Annotated in this window: 21 protein-coding genes; 8 read left to right on the forward strand and 13 right to left on the reverse strand. The window is 67.4% G+C overall.

The features are described 5' to 3' along the window. Positions 1 to 90: 90 nt before the first annotated feature. The 4 genes from SLQ33_RS16720 to SLQ33_RS16735 are packed head-to-tail and all read right to left on the reverse strand — an operon-like array spanning position 91 to position 3,746. A complete protein-coding gene (locus SLQ33_RS16720) occupies positions 91 to 507 on the reverse strand; it encodes a nuclear transport factor 2 family protein (RefSeq protein WP_319454978.1) in 417 nt (138 codons plus the stop codon). Further along, positions 507 to 1,682, reverse strand: coding sequence for a thiolase domain-containing protein (locus SLQ33_RS16725; protein WP_319454979.1), 1,176 nt, complete (start codon positions 1,680 to 1,682; stop codon positions 507 to 509). Before SLQ33_RS16725 ends, SLQ33_RS16720 begins: the two co-directional genes overlap by 1 nt. A 2-nt stretch (positions 1,683 to 1,684) precedes the next feature. Then, the gene (locus SLQ33_RS16730; RefSeq protein ID WP_319454980.1) at positions 1,685 to 2,743 is read right to left on the reverse strand and encodes a thiolase domain-containing protein; all 1,059 of its coding nucleotides are present in this window, start codon (positions 2,741 to 2,743) and stop codon (positions 1,685 to 1,687) included. A 10-nt stretch (positions 2,744 to 2,753) separates the two neighbouring features. Beyond that, entirely contained in the window at positions 2,754 to 3,746 is a 993-nt protein-coding gene (locus SLQ33_RS16735) for a Zn-ribbon domain-containing OB-fold protein (RefSeq protein ID WP_319454981.1), read from the reverse strand. Between the two features lie 70 nt (positions 3,747 to 3,816). On the opposite strand from SLQ33_RS16735, the gene SLQ33_RS16740 reads away from it, so the two are divergent. From SLQ33_RS16740 to SLQ33_RS16750, 3 genes are all read left to right on the forward strand, one after another. Next, positions 3,817 to 4,848, forward strand: a complete 1,032-nt coding sequence (locus tag SLQ33_RS16740; RefSeq protein ID WP_319454982.1) for an LLM class F420-dependent oxidoreductase — start codon at positions 3,817 to 3,819, stop codon at positions 4,846 to 4,848. Between the two features lie 108 nt (positions 4,849 to 4,956). After that, a complete protein-coding gene (locus SLQ33_RS16745; protein WP_319455172.1) occupies positions 4,957 to 5,637 on the forward strand; it encodes an acetoacetate decarboxylase family protein in 681 nt (226 codons plus the stop codon). Next, positions 5,634 to 6,842, forward strand: a complete 1,209-nt coding sequence (locus SLQ33_RS16750; RefSeq protein WP_319454983.1) for a cytochrome P450 — start codon at positions 5,634 to 5,636, stop codon at positions 6,840 to 6,842. Before SLQ33_RS16745 ends, SLQ33_RS16750 begins: the two co-directional genes overlap by 4 nt. A 5-nt stretch (positions 6,843 to 6,847) precedes the next feature. On the opposite strand, the gene SLQ33_RS16755 is transcribed toward SLQ33_RS16750, so the two are convergent. The 3 genes from SLQ33_RS16755 to SLQ33_RS16765 are packed head-to-tail and all read right to left on the reverse strand — an operon-like array spanning position 6,848 to position 10,487. Beyond that, the gene (locus tag SLQ33_RS16755) at positions 6,848 to 8,269 is read right to left on the reverse strand and encodes an MFS transporter (protein WP_319454984.1); all 1,422 of its coding nucleotides are present in this window, start codon (positions 8,267 to 8,269) and stop codon (positions 6,848 to 6,850) included. Positions 8,270 to 8,286: 17 nt separating this feature from the next. After that, complete coding sequence (locus tag SLQ33_RS16760; protein WP_319454985.1) at positions 8,287 to 9,330, reverse strand: phosphotransferase family protein; 1,044 nt, start codon at positions 9,328 to 9,330, stop codon at positions 8,287 to 8,289. Next, positions 9,327 to 10,487 (reverse strand): hypothetical protein, encoded by a 1,161-nt coding sequence (locus SLQ33_RS16765; RefSeq protein ID WP_319454986.1) that lies wholly within the window; start codon positions 10,485 to 10,487, stop codon positions 9,327 to 9,329. The genes SLQ33_RS16760 and SLQ33_RS16765 overlap by 4 nt, the downstream gene beginning before the upstream one ends. Before the next feature lie 41 nt (positions 10,488 to 10,528). Between SLQ33_RS16765 and SLQ33_RS16770 the strand changes: the two genes are divergently transcribed. Then, positions 10,529 to 11,107: a helix-turn-helix domain-containing protein gene (locus SLQ33_RS16770; protein ID WP_319454987.1), complete on the forward strand. Its 579-nt coding sequence runs from the start codon at positions 10,529 to 10,531 to the stop codon at positions 11,105 to 11,107. A gap of 45 nt (positions 11,108 to 11,152) precedes the next feature. Beyond that, positions 11,153 to 12,199, forward strand: coding sequence for a phosphotransferase (locus SLQ33_RS16775; protein WP_319454988.1), 1,047 nt, complete (start codon positions 11,153 to 11,155; stop codon positions 12,197 to 12,199). A 141-nt stretch (positions 12,200 to 12,340) separates the two neighbouring features. Here the strand turns inward: SLQ33_RS16775 and SLQ33_RS16780 are convergent, their stop codons facing one another. Next, positions 12,341 to 13,141 (reverse strand): crotonase/enoyl-CoA hydratase family protein, encoded by an 801-nt coding sequence (locus tag SLQ33_RS16780; RefSeq protein ID WP_319454989.1) that lies wholly within the window; start codon positions 13,139 to 13,141, stop codon positions 12,341 to 12,343. A 33-nt stretch (positions 13,142 to 13,174) separates the two neighbouring features. Here SLQ33_RS16780 and SLQ33_RS16785 point away from each other — a divergent pair, with 33 nt between their 5' ends. Beyond that, on the forward strand, positions 13,175 to 14,863 hold the full coding sequence (locus tag SLQ33_RS16785) for an acyl-CoA synthetase (protein ID WP_319455173.1): 1,689 nt from the start codon (positions 13,175 to 13,177) through the stop codon (positions 14,861 to 14,863). Continuing rightward, on the forward strand, positions 14,860 to 15,981 hold the full coding sequence (locus SLQ33_RS16790) for a nitronate monooxygenase family protein (RefSeq protein WP_319454990.1): 1,122 nt from the start codon (positions 14,860 to 14,862) through the stop codon (positions 15,979 to 15,981). The genes SLQ33_RS16785 and SLQ33_RS16790 overlap by 4 nt, the downstream gene beginning before the upstream one ends. A 58-nt stretch (positions 15,982 to 16,039) precedes the next feature. On the opposite strand, the gene SLQ33_RS16795 is transcribed toward SLQ33_RS16790, so the two are convergent. Together SLQ33_RS16795 and SLQ33_RS16800 are read right to left on the reverse strand one after the other, a co-directional pair. Then, positions 16,040 to 16,762, reverse strand: a complete 723-nt coding sequence (locus tag SLQ33_RS16795) for an LpqN/LpqT family lipoprotein (RefSeq protein WP_319454991.1) — start codon at positions 16,760 to 16,762, stop codon at positions 16,040 to 16,042. 159 nt (positions 16,763 to 16,921) lie between these two features. Beyond that, positions 16,922 to 17,728, reverse strand: coding sequence for an SDR family oxidoreductase (locus tag SLQ33_RS16800; protein ID WP_319454992.1), 807 nt, complete (start codon positions 17,726 to 17,728; stop codon positions 16,922 to 16,924). Positions 17,729 to 17,823: 95 nt separating this feature from the next. Here SLQ33_RS16800 and SLQ33_RS16805 point away from each other — a divergent pair, with 95 nt between their 5' ends. Then, positions 17,824 to 18,252, forward strand: coding sequence for a VOC family protein (locus tag SLQ33_RS16805; RefSeq protein WP_319454993.1), 429 nt, complete (start codon positions 17,824 to 17,826; stop codon positions 18,250 to 18,252). On the opposite strand, the gene SLQ33_RS16810 is transcribed toward SLQ33_RS16805, so the two are convergent. The 3 genes from SLQ33_RS16810 to SLQ33_RS16820 are packed head-to-tail and all read right to left on the reverse strand — an operon-like array spanning position 18,249 to position 21,551. Continuing rightward, the gene (locus tag SLQ33_RS16810) at positions 18,249 to 18,920 is read right to left on the reverse strand and encodes an AraC family transcriptional regulator (protein WP_319454994.1); all 672 of its coding nucleotides are present in this window, start codon (positions 18,918 to 18,920) and stop codon (positions 18,249 to 18,251) included. The two genes, SLQ33_RS16805 and SLQ33_RS16810, sit on opposite strands and share 4 nt — an antisense overlap. 10 nt (positions 18,921 to 18,930) lie before the next feature. Then, positions 18,931 to 20,439 (reverse strand): long-chain-fatty-acid--CoA ligase FadD17, encoded by a 1,509-nt coding sequence (gene fadD17, locus SLQ33_RS16815; RefSeq protein ID WP_319454995.1) that lies wholly within the window; start codon positions 20,437 to 20,439, stop codon positions 18,931 to 18,933. A gap of 14 nt (positions 20,440 to 20,453) precedes the next feature. Next, positions 20,454 to 21,551 (reverse strand): acyl-CoA dehydrogenase family protein, encoded by a 1,098-nt coding sequence (locus SLQ33_RS16820; protein ID WP_319454996.1) that lies wholly within the window; start codon positions 21,549 to 21,551, stop codon positions 20,454 to 20,456. Between the last annotated feature and the right edge of the window lie 9 nt (positions 21,552 to 21,560).

Consider the following 21,560-nt stretch of genomic DNA (forward strand, 5'->3'; position numbering starts at 1 on the left):
TCGAATATACGTTCGATCACCGACAAGAATTCGCCGAATGTGACTACTGAAACTGAAGTGACAGAAGAGATTTCGTCGAGCGGAGACCGCCTAGATCGGCCTGGCGCTCGCCGTCGCCTTGTCGAGCTCCCAAAACGCCCGCAGCGCGACGATCTTGCCCTCGTCGTTCACCCGGTAGGTGAACACGCCCTCGGCGACCACCCGGAAGCCGCCCGCGACGATCACGATGTGGCCGACGTTGGCTTCCTCGTTGCCGCACTGGTAGGTCTGCTCGAAGTGGAACTCCAGTTGGCTCGGCGCGATCGCCGTGTCGAAGAACTTGGCGATCGCCTCCTTGCCGCGGTGCCCCTTGCCCTCGGGATCGAAGTGCGACGGACCAATGGGGTCCTCGACGATGGCGTCATCGGCGAACAGCGCGAGCCAGGTCTCCTTGTCGTGGGCGACGGCCGCCTCGCGGGATCGCTTGCCCGCCAGGTGAACCGGCGCCTCGGGATCGGTGACCGGCATTACCGGACGGGCTTGTCCGCCGAAACGACCCACATCGAGTAGTACTGCGAGCCGCCGCCGTACGCGTGCCCGAGCGCCTTGCGGGCGCCCTGCACCTGGTGGTCGCCGGCCTTGCCCATCACTTGGATGGCCGACTCGGCGAACCGGATCATGCCGGACGCGCCGATCGGGTTGGACGACAGCACGCCGCCGGAGGCGTTGAACGGAATGCGCCCGCCGATCGCCGTCTCGCCGGCCTCGGTGAGTTTCCAGCCCTCGCCCTCGGCGGCGAAGCCGAGGTTCTCCAGCCACATCGGCTCGAACCAGGAGAACGGCACGTAGACCTCGGCGACGTCGATCTCGTCGATCGGGGACGTGATGCCGGCGTCGCGCCACAGCGCGGCGGAGGCGTCGCGGCCGGCCTGCGGGTTGACCTGGTCGCGGCCGGAGTAGGCGAGCGGCTCGGTGCGCAGCGCGGTGGCGTGGATCCAGGCCACCGGGTGTCCGTCGGCGACGCGTCGATCCGCAATCTCCTCGTTGCCGATCACCATCGCGCACGCTCCGTCGGACGAGGGGCAGGTCTCGTCGAACCGGATCGGGTCCCAGAGCATCTGGGACGCCATCACCTTCTCGAGTGTGATGTCGGGCTGATGCAGGTGAGCCAGCGGATTCTTCGCGCCGTTGAGCCGGTCCTTGACCGCCACCATCGCGCCGATGTGACTCGGCGCACCGGAGCGCCGGATGTAGGACCGCACGTGGGGGGCGAAGTAGCCGCCCGCACCCGCGCCGACTGGTTTGGTGAACGGCACCGGAATGCTCAACGCCCACATGGCATTCGACTCGGATTGCTTCTCCCAGGCCATCGTCAGCACCCGGCGGTACTTGCCCGACTGCACCAGCGACGCTGCGACGATCGCCGTCGACCCTCCGACCGAACCCGCTGTGTGCACGCGGATCAGCGGCTTGCCGGTGGCACCGACCGCGTCGGCCATGAACAGCTCGGGCATCATGACGCCCTCGAAGAAGTCGGGCGCCTTGCCGACCACTACGGCGTCAATGTCGTCGAACGTCGACCCGGAGTCCGCGAGGGCCCTGTCGATGGCCTCGCGCACCAGGCCGTTCATCGAGACGTCCTTGCGCTTGGCGACGTACTTGGTTTGTCCCGTTCCGAGAACGGCGGCCACATTGCCTGCCACGATTACTTCCCCTCCATGACGGCGACCAGATTCTGTTGCAGCGCAGCCCCGCTGGTGGCGTGTGCGAGTACTCGCTGGGCCGAACCATCGAAGATGTGTCGCGCTGCGAAGCCGATGCGTTCCAGGCCCGTCGAGAACATCGGGTTGGCCGCCAGCGCGCCGCCCGACGGGTTGATCTTCGTTGAGCCGTTCAGCCCGATGGCCTCGGTGAGGATCAGCTGCTGGTGGCTGAACGGTGCGTAGAGCTCGGCCACGTCGATCGAGCCGGCGCCGCCGCCGTTCAGGGCCGCCTTGGCCGACGCCGCCGTCGACGGCGACGTGGTGAGATCGCGGGCGCCCAGCACCGGCGTCTCGATGCGATGCTCGAAGCCGGTGATCCACGCCGGGCGCTCGCGCAGTTCCCGGGCCTTGTCGCCCGAGGCCAGCACGATCGCGGACGCGCCATCGGTGATGGGCGCGATGTCGTGGCGGCGCAGCGGGTCGGCGAAGAACGGCCGGGCAAGCAGTTCGTCCACCGAATTCGCGGGTTCGACGGAATCGGTGCGGCCCGCGGCGTTCATGGAGTCCAGTGCGACCTGAGCCATCTGCTCGGCGGTCCACTTCCCCGAGTCCAGTCCGAAGCGAGCCTGCAGGCCCGCCGTCGACACCGCGTCGGGCATCAACGGCGCGACGGTGTACGGGTCGGTCTGGAGCGCCAGCACGCGACGCAGCACCCCGGCTGAGGACTTGCCGAAGCCGTAGACCAGCGCGGTGTCGACGGCGCCGGTGAGGATCTTGATGTAGGCCTCGTACAGCGCCCAGGCCCCATCCATCTCCACGTGCGACTCGTTGATCGGCGGCACCGCACCGATCGAGTCGATCGCCGACAGGAACGAGAATGCCCGTCCGGCAAGGTAATCCGATGATCCCGAGCACCAGAAGCCGATGTCGGTCTGCTTGAGGCCGAGGTCGGCGTACAACTCGGCGAAGCACGGCATCAGCATCTCGACGCCGTTGGTGGTGCCTTCGGTGCGGCGCACATGCGGAGCATGCGCAAAGCCGACAACAGCTACATCAGTCACGTGTGCGCCCTTACTGGTGGTGCTTGTAGGTTTCGTAGTCGGCGTCGGGCTCACCCGTCGGCCGGAAGTAGTCGATGTTGTCGATGCCGAGTCCCCACTCCTCGCGGGGCTTCCACACCGCCTCGACGCGCATGCCCATCCGCACGTCGGCGGCGTCGATCTCGGTGACCAGATGCAGGAACGGGATGTCCGCGCCGTCGAGCAGCACGTAGGCGGCGACGTACGGCGGCTTGATGCGCTGCCCCGCGAACGGGATGTTGATGATCGCGAACGTCGTGACCGTGCCCTTGTCCGGCAGTTCGACGTACTCGGTCAGCTGCTGCCCAGTGGCGGGATCGGCTTCCCTGGCTGGGAAGTAGACCTTTCCGTCCTTGCCCGTGCGGGCTCCGACCAGCTTGCCCTCCTCGAGCGCACGCAGGAACGTGCTCTCGGGAACCGAAGCGGTGTGCTGGATCTCGATGCTGGTCGGGACGACGAGCATCGTCACCGGGTCGCGGTCATCGGCCACGTCCGGGACGTCTTCGGCCAAATCACCCAACGCGAAGTAGGCGATGTCGGTGATCGCGCCCACCGGCTCGTCGGCCCAGTGCACGTGCACCCGGGCGCCGGTGCTGATCGCATCCGAGGAACCCGCGTCGACCGCGTGCAGCAGTGCGGTGTCGGCGCCGTCGAGCTTGATCAGCGCCCACGCGAACGGACGGTCAAGCGGTTGGCCCTCCAACGGCTCCGGCTGCCACGTCCACGACAACACCGTTCCGACGCTGGCCACCGGAACCACCTCGGTCAGAGGGGCGTAGCTGACCGGGTCATACTCAGCGGGCGGCACGTGCACCCGCCCGTCCGAACCGCGCACGCCGACGACGCGTCGACTGCGTAGCGCGGTGAAGAACTGGCTGAGCACGGAACCCACTGAACGGGTGTAGTCGAACGACAGTCTCAGCGGAGCGGAAAGGGGCGGCTCATGGTCATCCAACTGGGCCGGGCTGCTTTGGCTGGCACTCACGGCATCGAGTAGAACAGGTTCTAACTATCGTGGCAAGAATGGGGCTAGCGGCCCAGGAAGGTTGGCGGGAATGAAGCTAGGCCTGCAACTCGGATATTGGGGCGCGAACGCGCCGACCGACCACGCGGAACTGGTCGCGGCGGCCGAGGAGGCCGGTTTCGACACGGTGTTCACCGCCGAGGCGTGGGGCTCGGATGCGTACACGCCACTGGCTTGGTGGGGTCGCGAGACCACGCGGATGCGGCTCGGCACCTCGGTGATCCAGCTGTCGGCCCGCACTCCCACCGCGTGCGCGATGGCCGCGCTGACGCTCGACCACCTCTCCGGCGGGCGCCACATCCTCGGGCTCGGCGTGTCCGGTCCGCAGGTCGTGGAGGGTTGGTACGGACAGAAGTTCCCGAAGCCGCTGGCCCGCACCCGCGAGTACGTCGACATCCTGCGGCAGGTGTGGGCACGTGAGGCCCCGGTGCACAGCGACGGCCCCCACTACCCGCTGCCGCTGACCGGCGAGGGCACCACCGGCCTTGGCAAGAACCTGAAGCCGATCACCCATCCGCTGCGCGCCGACATCCCCGTCATGCTCGGCGCTGAGGGCCCGAAGAACGTGGCGCTGGCCGCCGAGATCTGCGACGGCTGGCTGCCCATCTTCTACTCGCCGCGGATCGCCGACATGTACAACGAGTGGCTCGACGAGGGCTTCGCACGCCCCGGTGCGCGCCGCACCCGCGAGACGTTCGAGATCTGCGCGACGGCCCAGGTGGTCGTCACCGACGACCGTCCGGCGATCATGGAGCTGATGAAGCCCCACCTGGCGCTCTACATGGGCGGCATGGGGGCCGAGGACACCAACTTCCACGCCGACGTCTACCGCCGGATGGGCTACGCCGAGGTCGTCGACGACGTCACCAAGCTGTTCCGCACCGACCGCAAGGACGAGGCCGCCAAGGTCATCCCCGACGAGCTCGTCGACGACTCGGCCATCGTCGGTGACCTCGGCTACGTGCAGGAACAGATCAAGGCCTGGGAAGCCGCGGGCGTCACGATGATGGTGATCGGCGCTCGATCGCCGGAGCAGATCCGCGGCCTCGCCGCGCTCGTCTAGGGCCTGGGTAGACACTTCTTGCCAGGTGTCTAGTCCGAGTTCTAGATTGGCCCTGTGACCGACGCCATAACTCCCTCGCAGCACACCATCGCAGGCACCGTCCTCACCATGCCGGTGCGCATCCGCAAGGCGAGCCAGCACATGGCGATGTTCTCGGTGGACGCCGACGCCGCCCAGCGGATGATCGACTACAGCGGCCTGACGGTCTGCCGGTATCGACCCAATCGCGCGGTCGTCGTGCTCATGCTCATGCACTACGTCGATGGCGACCTGGGCAAGTATCTGGAGTACGGCACCAACGTCATGGTCAATCCGCCAGGGTCGAACGCCGCGGGGTTGCGCGCACTGCAGTCTGCGGGCGCCTTCATCCACCACCTTCCCGTCGACCAGGCGTTCACGCTCGAAGCGGGCCGGTCGATCTGGGGCTATCCAAAGGTGATGGCGGACTTCACGGTTCGCGACGGCGATCGGTTCTCCTTCGACGTGACGATCGACGGTCAGTCGGCGGTGGGCATGGACTTCCGGCCCGGACTGCCCGTGCCGTCGGCGTTCACCTCCAAGACCCAGGTGCATCCCACGTACTCGCATCTTGACGGCGTCACCCGCGAAACCGCTGGGGAGATGAGGCTTTCCGGCGTCAGATACCGACTTGGCGGTGCGAGTGTGCGACTCGGCGAACACCCATACGCCATGGAACTCGCGTCACTAGGCTTCCCGAAGCGCGCGATGATCTCGAGTTCCGCGGACAACGTCGAGATGACCTTCAACGACGCCAAGGAGATTTCATGACCGCAGTCGTGTCCACTAAGCCGGACGTCGACTTCACCGACGGCACCTTCTACGCCGACGGCGGGGCGCGCGAGGCGTACCGCTGGATGCGGGCCAACGAACCGGTGTTCCGGGATCGCAACGGGCTGGCGGCCGCGACCACGTATCAGGCCGTGCTCGACGCCGAGCGCAACCCGGAGCTGTTCTCGTCGACGGGTGGCATCCGGCCCGAGACGCCCGGCATGCCGTACATGATCGACATGGACGATCCGTCACACCTGTTGCGGCGCAAACTCGTCAACGCAGGTTTCACCCGCAAGCGCGTGATGGACAAGGTGCCGTCGATCGGGACCCTGTGCGACACGTTGATCGACGCGGTCTGCGAACGGGGGGAGTGCGACTTCGTCAGGGACATCGCCGCGCCGCTGCCGATGGCGGTCATCGGCGACATGCTTGGCGTACTGCCCGAAGACCGTGCGCTGCTTCTGAAGTGGTCCGACGACCTGGTCACCGGGCTGAGCTCGCACATCGACGAGCTCACCGCGCAGGCCGTGATGGAGGCATTCGCCGGCTACACCGCGTTCACCATGGACATCATCGCCAAGCGGCGCTCCGTGCCCGCCGACGACCTGTTCTCGATTCTGGTCAACGCAGAGGTCGAGGGTCAGAAGATGTCGGACGACGAGATCGTCATGGAGACCCTGTTGATCCTCATCGGCGGCGACGAGACCACGCGACACACGCTCTCCGGTGGCACGGAACAGCTGCTGCGACACCGCGATCAGTGGGATGTATTGGTGGCGGATGGGGGCAAGCTGCCCGCCGCGATCGAGGAGATGCTGCGCTGGACGTCGCCGGTGAAGAACATGTGCCGCACGCTGACAGCGGACACCACGTTCCACGGCACCGACATGCGCAAGGACGAGAAGATCATGCTGATGTTCGAGTCGGCGAATTTCGACGAGGCGCAGTTCGGCGATCCCGAGAACTTCCGCATCGACCGGAACCCCAACAGCCACATGGCCTTTGGGTTCGGCTCGCACTTCTGCTTGGGCAACCAGCTGGCCCGGCTCGAGTTGTCGATGATGACCAGTCGGGTGCTCGAGCGGCTGCCCGACCTGAGGCTCGCCGACGACGCCTCGGTGCCGTTGCGGCCCGCCAACTTCGTCAGCGGGCCAGAGGCCATGCCCGTGGTGTTCACGCCGACGAAGAAGGTGCTCGGCTAGCGAGCTCAGTGGTGCAGCACGACCGAGCCCGACCCCGTCTCGAGCGGCCGTGGCTTCAGGATCAGGCTGGCGCCGAGGGAGACCACGCCGATCGCGGCGCAGATCCACAGCGCGGTGCTGAAGCTGCCATGGGTGCCCGAGCCGACGACCGGTCCGGCCCAGGCGAATCCGAGCGACGAGCCGATCCCGAAGGCGGCGTTGCTGATTCCGGGCAGCGAACCCGGTGCGTCCTCGGGGGCCTGGGTGACGCCCAGCACGCTCATCGTCGTCATCGTCATCGCCATGAAGGCGAATCCGTACACCGCCATCAGCACGACGAGCGCGAGCTTGTGCTCCGCGAACACGGCGAGCAGTGACGTCGCGACGATCGAGGCGAGGATCCCGGCCCGAAACACGGTGACGAAGCCGATCCGGACCGCGAGCCGTCCGATCAGGGGTGCCGTGAGCACCTGGATCAGCGCACCCGGGGTGAGGAACAGTAGCGCCGTCGTCGTCCCGTCGAGCCCGAAGCCGGAGTCGGGATCCTCGGCGATCTTCAGCACGATGAAGCCGGCGACCACCATGAACGACGCCATGTTGAGAATCGTGGCGACGATCAGCGGCCAGGCCTGGCGCGAGCGCATCTGATCGATGTCGACGAGCGGTGTGCTGACCCGCTTCTCGACCACCACGAGCAGCACCAGGGCGACGATGGCCGTGACGATGCAGGCGAGCGCGACGGGAGACGACCAGCCCGAGTGCCCGCCGCTCGAGAAGAAGAGGATCAACCCGGCGACCCCCAAGCCGATCAGCGCGGCGCCTACCCAGTCCATCCGGCCGGACGGCGCGCGGTCCGGGTCGTCGGACGGCACGGCCTTGGCACCGAACACCAAGCCTGCGACGCCGACGACGAGGATCAGCACGAAGATCGAGCGGTATCCGAATCGGTCGGCCAGGAAACCGCCGAGCAGTGCGTCAACTCCTGCGACCCCGCCGTTGATCGACGAGACCACACCGCAGCAGACGCCGAACGTCGCGCCGCTGAGGCGTTCCCGCATGATCAAGAACGCCAGCCCGAACGTGACGTTGCACGCGCCCTGCATGATCCGGCCCGCCACGACCACCGGCAGCGAGGTGCCCAACACGCAGAGCAACGTGCCGATGCACAGCAACACCAGGATGCCGAGCATGACGCGTTTGCGGCCGATGTAGTCGCTCCACCGGATCAGCACGACGTTGGCGACCGCGCCGGCGAGGTAGAAGTACGTGGACATCGCGGCGAACGAGCCCTTGCCGAGTTCGGACTCGATGTCGTAGAAGGCCGGCCCGAGCATGGTGGCGTTGAGTTGGAACGAGATCACCGCCAAGACAAGCGCTGCGACCATGAAGGCGATCTGCTTTGTGGACAGCGCGCCAGCGTCCTCCGCAGCGGTGCGTGGCTGACTCATGGCGGACAACTGTAGCGCTAGCGCGCCAGCACCGGTCCGTCATCGAGTTTCTCGGTGACGCCCAGCTCGCTCAGCCCGAGCTGGGTCAGCAGCGGAATGCCCATGGCGTTCAACGCGAATCGCTCGTCGTCGCTGGACCCGGCTGCGAACAGCATCGAGCCGATGAGACAGATGACCGCCATCTTGTAGGCATTCAACGCGCGATACCACGGCCGGTTCTGCGGCGCGATACCGCTGACCTCGGTGTAGCGCGCGAGAAGTTCGTCGATGCCGCACGCGCCGGGGTGGCTGGTGAGGCCCACCGGCTGCATCCACAGCAGCTCCAACCACCCGATGTCGGTCAGCGGGTCGCCGAGTGTGGTCATCTCCCAATCGAATACGGCACTCACGTCGTCGCCGACGAAGGCGAAGTTACCGGGCTTGGCGTCCCCGTGGACGAGCGTGACACGCGGGTAGGGGGTCGGCGCGGTGGCCCGCAGTTCCGCAAGAAGACGCTCGAGGGCGGGTAACGGGCCGTGCGCCACCCGGCGCATCTCGTCGGCCCAGTGGTCGAGCTCGCGGGTGAGGTGGCCGTCGCCGTCGGCAAGCCCTGCCAGCCCGACGGCGTCCACGTCGACGAGATGCACGGCCGCAAGCTGTTCGGCCATGCCCTCGCACATGCGCCGGGCCCGGTCGGCCGTGACCTCCGGCGCCTCGAGTTCGTACACCGTGCCCGCCACCCGCTCCATGACGAAGAACGGTCGGCCGAGCACGTCGCCCGTCGGCTCGATCCACAGCGCGGGCGGCACCCGGACGTTGGTGGGCTCGAGGGCGGCCAGGATGCGGAACTGCCGCTCGAGATCGTAGGGCTCGAGCAGTGCGGGCGGTCGAGGCCGCAGGCGTAGCACCACGTCTCGGCAGCAGGACGTGCCGTGTTGCTCGGTCACCACCGTCAGCGCCAGCATCTCCGCCGAGTGTCCGAACTCGACGCGGTCGAGCCCCTCGATGCTCACGTCGTCGGCGTCGAGCAGACCGCGCAGCCACGACGTCAGCCGGTCGCTGACATCTTCGGCGGCCGTCACGAGTACGACACCTTGTGATCGGAGTCGGCGGTCAGTCCGAGCTCGGGCCACACGCCGCCGATGAGGCTCTCCATGATCCCGTAGCCGACCGCGTCGCCGTCACGGACGCGGATCGGGGTGTCGCGGAATTGTCCCAACTGGGGCAGGTTTTCGTCGCTGTGGCAGTCGGCGAGGTACTCGCCGTCGAGGTGAAGGGCGCCCTTGTACGCGCCGTGCTTGTGGCCCGCCCACGCGCCGTATCCACCGGTCTTGAGGAAGAACCCGGACTCGCCGAGCACCTCGACCTCGACGACGCGCTGATCGCCGTTCTCCATGGTGAGCACCAGCTTTCCGCCCTTGACGTAGCGGGTGCGCGGGTCGTACTCGATGTGCGGCTGGACGCTTCGCACCGGCGTCTGCGTGCCGTCGGCGTCGTTGAGGTAGGCGGAGCTGTACTCCCACGGGCCCTCGACGACGAAGATGGCGGTCTCGTAGTACGAGCCGTCGGGGCGGCGGAAGAAGGACGGCGACCACTTCATGCCGCCGCGCCCGCCCTTCGGTGCGCGCGGCGACGGGATGAGGTCGGTCAGTGGTTCGCCGATCGCCTGCCGGACGCCCCATGAGTGGTCGCGGAAGCCGAACCACTCGTCGGGGGTCACCTCGTAGGTGTCGTCGCCGACGGTCACGGTGCCCGACGCCCAGCCGCCCTGGTGGTACCGGATGACGTCGACGTCGACCCGCCCGGTCTGTCGGTTGCGGACGAGGTTGCGCTCCTCGAAGAACGGCGGCGTCACGCCCGTCAGCACGATGTCGAACGAGATCGGTTGCACGTCATTGGGTTCCAACCGGAAGCGCATCTGCCTGAGCGGTTCCACGATCTCCAGGTGGACGGGGCCGACGCCCATGTGCTCTGGCGCGGTGTGTAGCACCCGGCTGCCCCGCACCGTCCACTGTTCCCTGCCACGGGACACGCCGCCGAACCCGTCGATGATGCCGCGGTTCTGGTACTTGCCCAACCCGAAGTCCACCTGCAGCGAGCCGTCGATGCGGGCCAGCGAGCCCCAGATCTTCTCGGTCCATGCCAATTCCGACTGCGCCAACGTGGCGAAGGTGTCGACGATCTGGTGGTTGAGTCCTTCGTCGGCGCCGAGCAATCGGCCAATGTCTTTGATTCCCATACCTTCCTAACGTTGCCGGGTTGGCCCGTACCATCGGCCGGATGACCGACGACCCACGCATGCGCATTCTGGACGCGGCCGGTCGCTGCATCGAGCGACGGGGCGACACCCAGATCCGGATGGCCGAGGTCGCCAAGGAAGCCGGCGTGGTGCGGTCGACGGTGTACCGCTACTTCCCGACTCGCGACGACCTGGTGCTCGGACTGGTGTTGCTGCGGGTGGACGCGGCGCTCGCGAAACTCGTTCGCTCACTACGGTTTCCGCGTGACGCAAAGCGGTCCATCCCGCCGATGGTGCTGGTGCCCGCCGAGTCGGTCGTCGGCAACCCGCTGAATGAGGCGCTGTTCGCCACCGAGAGCTTGGCGTTGTCCACGGTGCTCGAAGTGGGCTCGGAACAGCTCGTCGACCTGATCGCCCTGCACTTCGGGCCTCTGTTCGAACGGTGGCAGGCCGACGGTGGGATGTATCCGGACCTCGACCGGCGCGAGGTCGCGCGGTGGATTCACACTGCCGCGCTGGTGCTGTTGTCGCCCGCGTGGCGGGGCCGGACGACCACGGCGAAGCGGCGCTTCGTCGAGCAGTTCGTCGTCCGTGCGCTCGTTCCACAGATCGGACATTAGACCGAAATTGTCCGATCTAGGGCGGATGCGGGTAATTTCTCGGCGGTGACCATTCCCGCGTCCACCGACGACCTCGACGCCGACTGGTTTAGCGAGGTGCTCGGCCTGCCCGTCACGGCCGTGGAGCTGCTCGACGCGCACTCCGGCACGACCGGACGAGCGCGCGTCGGGTTGACCGGTCCAGCGGACGTGCCCGGCAGCGTGTTCGTGAAGCTGCAACCGTTCACCCCGCAGCAGCGGTCGTTCCTGCGCAAGATCGGCCTCGGAGTGGCGGAGGCCCGACTGTACGAGGCCGTCGGAGCCGAGCTACCGGTGCGGGTGCCCCGCGTCTGGCACGCGGCGTGCGATCCGGCCGACGGATCCTTCGTCATGGTGTTGGAGGACCTCGCCGCGTCGGGGTGCCGATTCCCCACGCCTGGTGACGACGACGTGCTGGGCGTCGCGACGTCCCTGGTGGACGAACTGGCCCTGTTGCACGCCACTTACCGTGGCCGCGAATTGCCGTGGTTGACCCCGCCGGATGGCATGCGGCGCAAGCCCACCGACGGGGAGCTCGCGGCGCAGCGCACCCACTTCATCCAGCTGGGGCTCGATCAGTTCGGCGACGAGCTTGGTGCGGCGTTCCGCGCGCTCGCCGAGCTGTACATCGCGCGTTCGGGTGACGTCGTCGCGTTGTTCGACGCCGGCGAGCGCACGCTGATCCATGGCGACGACCACATGGGCAACCTGTTCGTCGATGGGACCCGCACCGGCTTCTACGACTGGGCGGTGGCGTCGCGGGCACCAGGTGTGCGCGACGTCGCGTACTTTCTGTGCAACTCGCTTCCGATCGAGGTGCGGCGGGAAGCGGAGGATGCATTGCTGGCGCGCTATCTGACGGCCCTAGCCACCAACGGGTGGACGCTTGACGAAGGGACCGCGCACGACCAGTACCGGCTGTTCTCGATCTACTCCTGGATCGCGGCGGTTTCGACGGCCGCGATGGGCACGCAGTGGCAGCCCGTCGAGGTGACGCGCCCGGCATTGCTGAGCACAACGGCTGCGATCGAGGATCTCGACGTGATGGGTCTGCTCGCCGAGCGGCTCTGGTGAGGTTGTCGCCCCTTTGGCCGTGCGCCCGTTGACTGTGCGAGCTCATACGCCGCGCCCGGCGAGTTGCGTATGAAACCGCACGATCAAACGTCAAAGACCCCGGAGCGGACGTTGGGCGGAAGGTGGGTGGGTGTGTGAGCGCTACTTCATCTGGAAGTTCGGGGCCCGCTTCTCCTTGAAGGCAAGAGGGCCTTCCTTGGCGTCGTCGGACAGGAACACCGGGATGCCGTTCGCGGTGTCGGGTTTGAACGCCTCTTCCTCGTGCATGCCCTCGGCCTCGCGGATGGTCTTGAGGATCGCCTGCACGGCGAGCGGGCCGTTGTTGTTGATGACCTCGGCGATCTCGAGCGCCTTCTCCAAGGCGGTGCCGTCGGGCACGACGTAGCCGATCAGTCCGTACTGCAAGGCCTCGGCGGCGGTGATGTGGCGTCCGGTCAAAAGCAGGTCGCACGCGATCGTGTACGGGATCTGACGCGGCAACCGCACGGCGGAGCCGCCCATCGGGTACAGGCTCCACTTGGCCTCGGAGATGCCGAACTTGGCGCTCTCGCCCGCGATGCGGATGTCGGTGCCCTGCAGTATCTCGGTACCGCCCGCGATCGCCGGCCCCTCGACGGCGGCGATCAGCGGCTTCTTCAGGCGCCGACCCTTGAGCAGTCCGTCGATGCGCGTCGGGTCGAAGGCGCCGCTCTTGAACGAGTCGCCAGGGGGTGCCTTGGTGGCCGCCTTGAGGTCCATGCCCGCGCAGAAGTAGCCGCCGGCGCCGGTCAGGATGCACGTCCGGATCTCCGGGTCCTCGTCGACGCGGTCCCACGCCTCGACCATTATCGAGAGCATCTCAGTGGAAAGCGCGTTGCGCGCCTCCGGGCGGTTCAGCGTCAAGATCAATGTGTGTCCGCGCTGCTCAATGAGTGCGTCGGGGCCCTTTTCGGGGTCGCTCACGGGTATCTGCCTTCCAGCTTCGTCGCCACAGACTTGTCTCGAAATGTAACACGTTCTAGTTTAGGTTCCGTGGCCCTCAATATCGCCGATCTTGCCGAGCACACCATCGACACCGTGCCTGACCGTGTCGCCCTCATTTCCGGGGACCAGCAGCTCACCTACGCCGAGTTGGAGGAGAAGGCCAACCGGCTTGCTCACTACCTCATCGACAACGGTGTGAAAAAGGACGACAAGGTCGGCCTCTACTGCCGTAACCGCATCGAGATCGTCATCGCGATGCTCGGAATCGTCAAGGCGGGCGCGATCCTCGTCAACGTCAACTTCCGCTACGTCGAGGGTGAACTGCGCTACCTGTTCGACAACTCGGACATGGTCGCGTTGGTGCACGAGCGCCGCTACTCCGACCGCGTCGTCAACGTGCTGCCGGAGACGCCGAACGTCAAGACCATCCTGGTGGTTGAGGACGGCAGTGACGACGACTATCAGCGCTACGGAGGCGTCGAGTTCTACTCCGCCATCGCCGAAAGCTCACCCGAGCGCGACTTCGGCCCACGCAGCGCCGACGACATCTACCTGCTCTACACCGGCGGCACCACCGGCTTCCCGAAGGGCGTCATGTGGCGCCACGAGGACATTTACCGAGTCCTGTTCGGCGGCACCGACTTTGCGACGGGTGAGCCCGTCGCCGACGAGTACGACCTGTCGAAGGCGGCCGCGGAGAACCCGCCGATGATCCGGTTGCCGATCCCGCCGATGATCCACGGCGCCACCCAGTCGGCGACGTGGATGTCGCTGTTCTCCGGCCAAACCGTGGTGCTGGCACCGGAATTCAACGCCGACGAGGTCTGGCGGATGATCCACGAGCACAAGGTCAACCTGCTGTTCTTCACCGGCGACGCGATGGCCCGCCCGCTGCTGGACGCGCTGCTCGCGCACCAGGAGAAGGGAAACGAGTACGACCTGTCGTCGCTGTTCCTGCTCGCCAGCACCGCGGCGTTGTTCTCGACCAGCATCAAGGAGAAGTTCCTCGAGCTGCTGCCCAACCGCATCATCACCGACTCAATTGGCTCCTCGGAGACCGGCTTCGGCGGCACCAGCATCGTCGCCAAGGGGCAGTCGCACACCGGTGGGCCGCGCGTCACCATCGACAAGACCACCGTCGTGCTCGACGAGGACGGCAACGAGGTCGTCCCGGGCTCGGGTGTGCGCGGCATCATCGCCAAGAAGGGCCACATCCCGGTTGGCTACTTCAAGGACGAGAAGAAGACGGCCGAGACGTTCCAGACGATCAACGGTGTGCGGTACGCGATTCCGGGCGACTACGCCGAGGTGGAGGCCGACGGCAGCGTGACGATGCTGGGCCGCGGCTCGGTGTCGATCAACAGCGGCGGCGAGAAGATCTACCCCGAAGAGGTGGAAGCCGCACTCAAGGGCCACCCCGACGTGTTCGACGCCTTGGTGGTCGGGGTGCCCGACCCCCGCTTCGGCCAGCACGTCGCCGCCGTCGTGCAGCCGCGCGAGGGCACCCGCCTCACGTTGGCCGACCTCGACGCCTTCGTCCGCAAGGAGATCGCGGGATACAAGGTGCCGCGCAGTCTTTGGCTGGTCGACGAGGTGAAGCGCTCGCCCGCGGGCAAGCCCGACTACCGCTGGGCCAAGGACACCACCGAGGAACGGCCTGCCGACGACGTGCACGCCAAACACGCTGGGGTGCAAGCATGAAGACTGAACTCTGCGAGCGCTTCGGCATCGAGTACCCGATCTTCGTCTTCACGCCGTCGGAGAAGGTGGCCGCCGCGGTCACCCGGGCCGGCGGGCTCGGCATGTTGGGTTGCGTGCGGTTCAACGACGCCGACGACCTCGAAACCGTGCTGCAGTGGATGGACGAGAACACCGACGGCAAGCCATATGGCGTCGACATCGTCATGCCCGCCAAGGTTCCGACCGAGGGCAGTAGCGTCGACATCAACAAGCTGATCCCGCAGGCGCACCGCGACTTCGTGGACAAGACACTCGCCGACCTCGGGGTGCCACCGCTGCCCGCGGACGGAGAGCGCTCCGAAGGCGTGCTCGGCTGGTTGCACTCAGTGGCGCGCAGCCACGTCGAGGTGGCGCTGAAGCACCCGATCAAGTTGATCGCCAACGCACTTGGCTCACCCCCGAAGGACGTCATCGACCAGGTGCACGCCGCCGGTGTTCCGGTGGCGGCGCTGGCCGGTAGCGCCAAGCACGCGCTGCGCCACGTCGACAACGGAGTGGACATCGTCATCGCCCAGGGCCACGAGGCGGGCGGCCACACCGGCGAGATCGCGTCGATGGTGTTGGTGCCCGAAGTGGTTGACGCGCTTGGTGGCAGCGCCGCGGTGCTGGCGGCGGGCGGTATCGGCACCGGGCGGCAGGTCGCGGCGGCACTGGCCCTTGGCGCGCAAGGCGTTTGGATGGGTTCGGCGTTTCTCACTGCGGCCGAGTACGACCTCGGCGTGCGCACCGAGGGTGGCGCTTCGGTGATCCAGCAGGCCCTGCTCGCGGCCGGTTCCAGTGACACGGTGCGTAGGCGCATCTACACCGGCAAGCCGGCCCGGCTGCTCAAGAGCCGCTGGACCGATGCCTGGGATGCCGAGGGCGCTCCGGAGCCGCTGCCGATGCCGCTGCAGAACATTCTCGTCAGCGAGGCCCATCAGCGCATGAGCGAGTCGTCCGACCCCACCACCATCGCGATGCCCGTCGGCCAGATCGTCGGCCGGATGAACGAGATTCGCCCCGTCGCCGACATCATCGCCGAGCTCGTCAGTGGTTTCGAAGACGCCACCACGCGCCTCGACGGCATCCGCGACAACTGAGCCAACGGCGAACGCCGCCAAGGCGAATGTCCTTGGCGGCGTTCGGCGTTGGTGAGACCTAGAACGTAATCTTGGTCTCGTTGTCGATGGCATCCGTTGCCGAACCGACGATGTCCCCTTGGTTCTCGAGGCCGTCGACGTTGAGCTGCAGCACGAAGAGCCCGTCGGGTCCCGGGATCACCACCGTCTTCTGGGCGACGAGCTTGGTCTGTCCCTCGGACTCCCACGTTCCACCGAGCACGTAGGCGGGGTAGTCGCCAAGCGTGCTGGTGCTGCCCTCGTTCATCGGCTTGTAGCCGGGCAGGTTGTTCAACTCGCCTGGCGCAAGGTCGATGATCGCCTGGGGGTCCACGTCACCGGTCAGCTTGGACACGATGGCCACGACGCTTGGCGTGTACTCCTCGGCCTCGGGCCCGGTGTAGACGATCGCGCCGTACGCCCAGTCCGGGGTGTCCTCACCGGCCGGCTCCCAGCCCTCAGGAACGGGCAGATCGATGGTCGGCGAGCCGGGATCACCCATCTTGACGGGCGACTCCTGGATGCCGTTCTTCTCGATGTAGCTCGCGATGGTGTCGTTGGGCCCTGGGGCGTTCTCCTCCGGGGTCTGCTCGACCTTCGGCTTCTTCTTCGTAGTCGAAGTCTTGCTGCTGGAGGACTTGGTCGAGCTATCTGCGCTCGAGCTGGTGGACGTAGCTGTCTTTGTGTCCGAACCGCAGCCGGACAGCACGACGGCCAGGGCAGTGATGGCCGCAGCCACACCGGTCAGCGCCGATGCTCTCATTTCTTTTACTCCTCGTAATTGGACGATTTCACATGGTGGCTGCGGGCAAACTTCACCGTTGGCCATTCCGCAGCGAAGCGTAGCTCAAAAGCCACGCCTTTCTGGGTGAGTAGATCTACTCGCCTTGATTTGCTCAGTCTCGTTGCCAGTCAAGACTCCTCACGTGGGGCCGAGCACGTAGTCGCCGGTCTCCGGATGCGGATACCAGCCCCCAGCCGCGTGCGTGCCACCGTCGACGTGGATCGTCTGTCCGGTGACGTAGCTCGATAGCCCTGACGCCAAGAAGACAGCGGCTCCTGCCATTTCGTCGACGTGGCCGGCGCGGCCCATCGGGACCATGCGGGCGGCGTTTCGCAAACCCTCGGGCGACGACATCCGGGCCAGCCCCTCGGTCACCGTGAAGTCGGGCGCCAATGCGTTGACCCGGATGCCGTGGGGGGCGAGCTCCAAGGCCGCGGTCTGGGTGTAGTTGACGACGCCTGCCTTGGCGGCGGCGTACGCGGCGTATCCCGGTGCGGCGCGCACCCCCTCGATCGAGGTGACGTTGATGATGCTGCCACCGAGCGCGTGCTCGACCATCAGCCGCGCAACTCGCTGTGTGCACAGCAGCACGTGCCGAAGGTTGGACCGGTACAGCGCATCCCATCCGTTCTCGGACGTCTCCAGCAGTGGAGATGCGAAGACGCCGCCCGCGTTGTTCACCAACACGCTGACGGGCCCGAGCTCTCCGACGGTTTGGGCCAGGGCGGCATCTACCTGCGCGGATTCCCTGACGTCGGTCGGGATGCCCAGTGCGCCGACGGCTTCGGCGGTGGCCGCGCAGGTCTGCTCGTCGCGTTCCCAGATCGCGACGGACGCGCCGAAGGCGGCCAGGCCCGCGGCGATGCCGCGGCCGATCCCGGACCCGCCGCCGGTGACCACCGCGATGCGCCCGGACAGGTCCACCGCGGACGGATCGATCGCCATGGCGTCAGAGTAGGACAGCTCGTTAGCGGATCTAGCGTTTCGGGTTGTCCGATTCGTTCACGACTCCGCCGCTGCGGCGGCCTACCGTTTCGGCCATGGATATTCGCGTGACATCGACGGTGTTCCAGCTCTTCGCCAGTGACCTGGCACGGTCGCTGGACTTCTATCGCCTGCTTGGCCTGGCGGTTCCCGATCCGGAAGCTCCGCACGTCGCGGTCGAGTTGCCCGGCGGCAACACGCTGTCGTTCGACACCGACGAAACCATCGCAGGAATGCACCCCGGGTGGGCACCGCCGGAATCGTCCGGCGGGCAGGAGCGAAGCGACCCGGGAAGTTGGACAGGCCGGGTCGCGCTCGCGTTCGGCTTGGGCTCCCCGTCCGAGGTCGACGCGCTGTTCGACAAGCTCACCGCGGCAGGCCATGCCGGGACGTTGAAGCCGTACGACGCACCCTGGGGGATGCGCTATGCGACCGTCTCCGACCCGGACGGGAATTGGGTGGACCTGTTCGCCCTGCTGGGCTAATCGCCGGCCAGCCCGGCGACTGTGGTGCCTGCGAGCGCACGCACTTCGCGATGCAGATGCGGCTGGTCGGAATACCCGGCCGCCGCCGCGACGTCGGCGGGTGCCCGTCCGGCGCGCAGCATCGACACGGCGCGACGGAACCGCAGCACCCGCCGCAGCGTCGCGGGCCCGTACCCGTAGACGGCATGGCTCTGGCGCTGCAGGGTGCGGTTCGACCAACCCGCGTCACTCGCGACCTCGGCAACCGGCGCTCCGGCGGCCAGCCGCGCGGTCACGTGGCGCAGCGTCGTCAGCGACCACGGCGCCAGCTCGTTGCGTGGCGCGCGGGCCGCCAACTCGCTGGCCAGCTCCGTCAACGGCCGTTCGGGGCAGGTGATGCCGAGCTCGTCGAGCGCAATCCGTTGATCCCGCAGCTCCGCGGCGGGCACGCCGAGCAGCCGGGGCAGCGCGCCTGGCCGAAAACGCAGTCCCGCGAAGGGTTCCGGGCCGCGCGCGCTCACCGATGCCGCCGTGTCGGGGCCTGCGACCACGACGCGGCCATGCATCCGGATCAGGTCCATGCAGCCGTCGGGCAGCACGCGTACTACGTCGCCCGGGCCGTCGACCACCCACGCTGCCTCGACCAGCTCGCGCAGCGCGGTGGGTGGTGGCAACTCGCGGTAGCCCACCCCTGCGAGGTTACCGGCTGAGCTCGAAGACCGGATCGGCGCAATCGGTGCCCTCGGTCGACAGTGCTCGTTTGAGCACCTTGAACGTCGCCGTGCGAGGCAGGCCCGTGCTGACGCGGACGTACCTCGGCCACTGCTTGGGTCCGAGATCGGGCTGTTCGGACAGGAACGCCTCGAACCGGGCCGCGTCGAACTCGGCGCGCGCACTGAGCACCAGCGCGGCCATCACCTGGTCTCCGACGGCGGGATCGGGGATGGCGTACACGGCGGCCTCGGCGACGTCGGGGTGGCGCAGCAGAATGCGTTCGATGGGTGCCGTGCCCAGGTTCTCGCCGTCGACCCGCATCCAGTCACCGAGGCGCCCGGCGAAGTAGACGTAGCCGGCTTCATCGCAGTAGGCGAGGTCGCCCGAGTGGTAGACGCCACCGGCCATCCGCTCGGCTTCCGCGCCCTCGTCGCCGTAGTAGCCGCGAAACCACCCGCGGCCCTTGGGGTTCACCAGTTCGCCGACGGTGCCGGGCGGGCACGGTGCCCCGGTATCGACGTCGACGATCGCCACCTCGTCGGTCAGCGGGCCCAGCGATCCGTCCGGGGTGTCGGGCGTGCGCGCGACCGCGACGCCTCCCTCGGTGGAGCCGAAGCCGTCGACGACCGTCACGTCGAACCGCTCGGCGAAGCGCACCAGGTCGCGTGGCGCCCCCTCGTTCCCGTAGAGGAACCTCAGCGGATTGTCCGCATCGTCGTCGCGCGGCGGCGTCGCGAGCACGTACGAAAGTGGCTTCCCGACGTAGTTCGCGTACGTGGCGTGGTAGCGCCGCACGTCGGGAATGAACTGCGACGCGGAAAACTTGCGGCGCAACGCAATCGACGCTCCCGCGGCAGCCGCGACGGCCCAGCCCGCCATCACCGCGTTCGAGTGGAACAGCGGCATCGACAGATAGGCCGTGTCGGCCGGACCGAGCCCGAACCGCTCGGCCAGCATGCGGCCGGGGAAGGCCACCTTGTCGTTCGTGACGCGGACCGCCTTGGGCTCGCCGCTGGTGCCCGAGGTGAAGATCAGCATGTACAGGTCGTCGGGGTCCACATCCGCGAACTCGACGGGTGCGCCCTGGTGAGCGGCGAGTTCTGCTGCCCACGAGTCGGATTCGACGTCGACGTGGGCAAGTCCTTCGGGCATCAGTGCCGTGTCGTCGGTCAGCACAAGCTGGCAGTCGGCCCGGACGACGTCGCGGACAAGGGCATCCCCACGGCGCGTCGGGTTGAGCCCGACGGGAACCAGGCCGGCCAAGCCCGCCGCCACCAGTACCGTCGAGAAGAACGGCGTGTTGCTCAGCATCACGCCGACGTGTGGCGGCGCGTCGGGGTCAAGGCGCGCCCGCAGTGCGGCCGCGAGTTGGGCACCGGAGCGGACGTGGTCGCGCCACGTGACGAACCCGGTCTCGTCGTGGACGCCACGATCCGTGACGTCCACGAGCGGCGCCAGGAGCTCCGCGACGGTCGGGTTTCGAGGAGCGGTCACCTGCGCAGGACGCGTCAGACTGGCGTCTCGGCGAGCTCGCGGCCGATGCGCAGCAGTTGCCCCGTCGCGCTACCGACCGCGAACTCGGTCTGCTTGGCCGCCAGGAAGTACCGGTGCACGATGTGGTCGGTGTCGATGCCGACGCCTCCGTGCACGTGCACCGTGGTGTGGGCCACCCGATGCCCCGCCTCGGCAGCCCAGAAGGCTGCGCTGTTGACCTCGAGTGCGGCGGGCAGCTCCTCCGAGAGCCGCCACGCCGCCTGGGTGAGCGTCAGGCGCAGGCCCTTGATGTCGATGTACCCGTCGGCCAGTCGCGATGACACGGCCTGGAAGCTGCCGATGGGACGCTCGAACTGCTCGCGTTCACGGGCGTAGGTCGCCGTCAGCTCCAGGGCGCGCTCCAGCACGCCGAGCTGGAAGGCGCTGTGGCCCAGCGTGAATAGCGTGCGAATCCAGTCGAGGACCTCAGTGCCACCGACGACGCGGTCGGCGCCGACTTCGGTGCCCTGCAAATCCAGCTGCCCGACGCTGCCGTGGCCGGTGGTGTCGAGCGACGTCACCGTCACGCCGGCGTCGTCCTTGGCGACCAGGAACACCTGCTCGCCCGAGGGCGTTTCAGCCGGCACCAGGAACGCGTCTGCGACCGGACCGAACGCGACGAGCGCGCGGGTCCCGGTCAGCCGGTAGCCGGTGCCATTTTGCTGAGCCTGTACGGGACCCTGACCCATCTCGCCGTCCAGCGCGGTGGTCAGGATCTTCGCTCCCGCTACGGCCGGTGTCGCCCAATCCTTCTGCAGCCCTTCGGAGCCGAACTTCGCGAGGGTGCCCGCGCCGAGCACGACCGACTCCAGGTAGGGCACCGCTGCGAGCTGGCGGCCCAGTGCGGTCAGGATCGCGGACTGCTCCAGCACGCCGAAACCGCCGCCGCCCAACGACTCCGGTGCGGCTGCGGACAGCACGTCGGCGTCGATCAGCTTCTTCCACAACGCGGAGTCGAAGCGTTCTTCGAGTTTGTCGAGTTCCTTGAAGTGGTCAGGCGTGCATACCGATTCGGTGATGTCGCGCACCAGGCCACTGAGGTCGTTGGTCTCTTCTGCAGACGTGAAGTCCATGTGAAAGTC

The organism is Mycobacterium sp. RTGN6, assembly GCF_033804605.1.
Classification (GTDB): Bacteria; Actinomycetota; Actinomycetes; order Mycobacteriales; family Mycobacteriaceae; genus Mycobacterium.

What these genes read in the sequence shown, in the direction of transcription:
- SLQ33_RS16720 (WP_319454978.1), bottom strand. Translation starts at nt 507, where the DNA reads ATGCCGGTCACCGATCCCGAGGCGCCGGTTCACCTGGCGGGCAAGCGA.
- SLQ33_RS16740 (WP_319454982.1), top strand. Translation starts at nt 3,817, where the DNA reads ATGAAGCTAGGCCTGCAACTCGGATATTGGGGCGCGAACGCGCCGACC.
- SLQ33_RS16745 (WP_319455172.1), top strand. Translation starts at nt 4,957, where the DNA reads ATGCCGGTGCGCATCCGCAAGGCGAGCCAGCACATGGCGATGTTCTCG.
- SLQ33_RS16750 (WP_319454983.1), top strand. Translation starts at nt 5,634, where the DNA reads ATGACCGCAGTCGTGTCCACTAAGCCGGACGTCGACTTCACCGACGGC.
- SLQ33_RS16755 (WP_319454984.1), bottom strand. Translation starts at nt 8,269, where the DNA reads ATGAGTCAGCCACGCACCGCTGCGGAGGACGCTGGCGCGCTGTCCACA.
- SLQ33_RS16765 (WP_319454986.1), bottom strand. Translation starts at nt 10,487, where the DNA reads ATGGGAATCAAAGACATTGGCCGATTGCTCGGCGCCGACGAAGGACTC.
- SLQ33_RS16770 (WP_319454987.1), top strand. Translation starts at nt 10,529, where the DNA reads ATGACCGACGACCCACGCATGCGCATTCTGGACGCGGCCGGTCGCTGC.
- SLQ33_RS16790 (WP_319454990.1), top strand. Translation starts at nt 14,860, where the DNA reads ATGAAGACTGAACTCTGCGAGCGCTTCGGCATCGAGTACCCGATCTTC.
- SLQ33_RS16795 (WP_319454991.1), bottom strand. Translation starts at nt 16,762, where the DNA reads ATGAGAGCATCGGCGCTGACCGGTGTGGCTGCGGCCATCACTGCCCTG.
- SLQ33_RS16800 (WP_319454992.1), bottom strand. Translation starts at nt 17,728, where the DNA reads ATGGCGATCGATCCGTCCGCGGTGGACCTGTCCGGGCGCATCGCGGTG.
- SLQ33_RS16805 (WP_319454993.1), top strand. Translation starts at nt 17,824, where the DNA reads ATGGATATTCGCGTGACATCGACGGTGTTCCAGCTCTTCGCCAGTGAC.
- SLQ33_RS16820 (WP_319454996.1), bottom strand. Translation starts at nt 21,551, where the DNA reads ATGGACTTCACGTCTGCAGAAGAGACCAACGACCTCAGTGGCCTGGTG.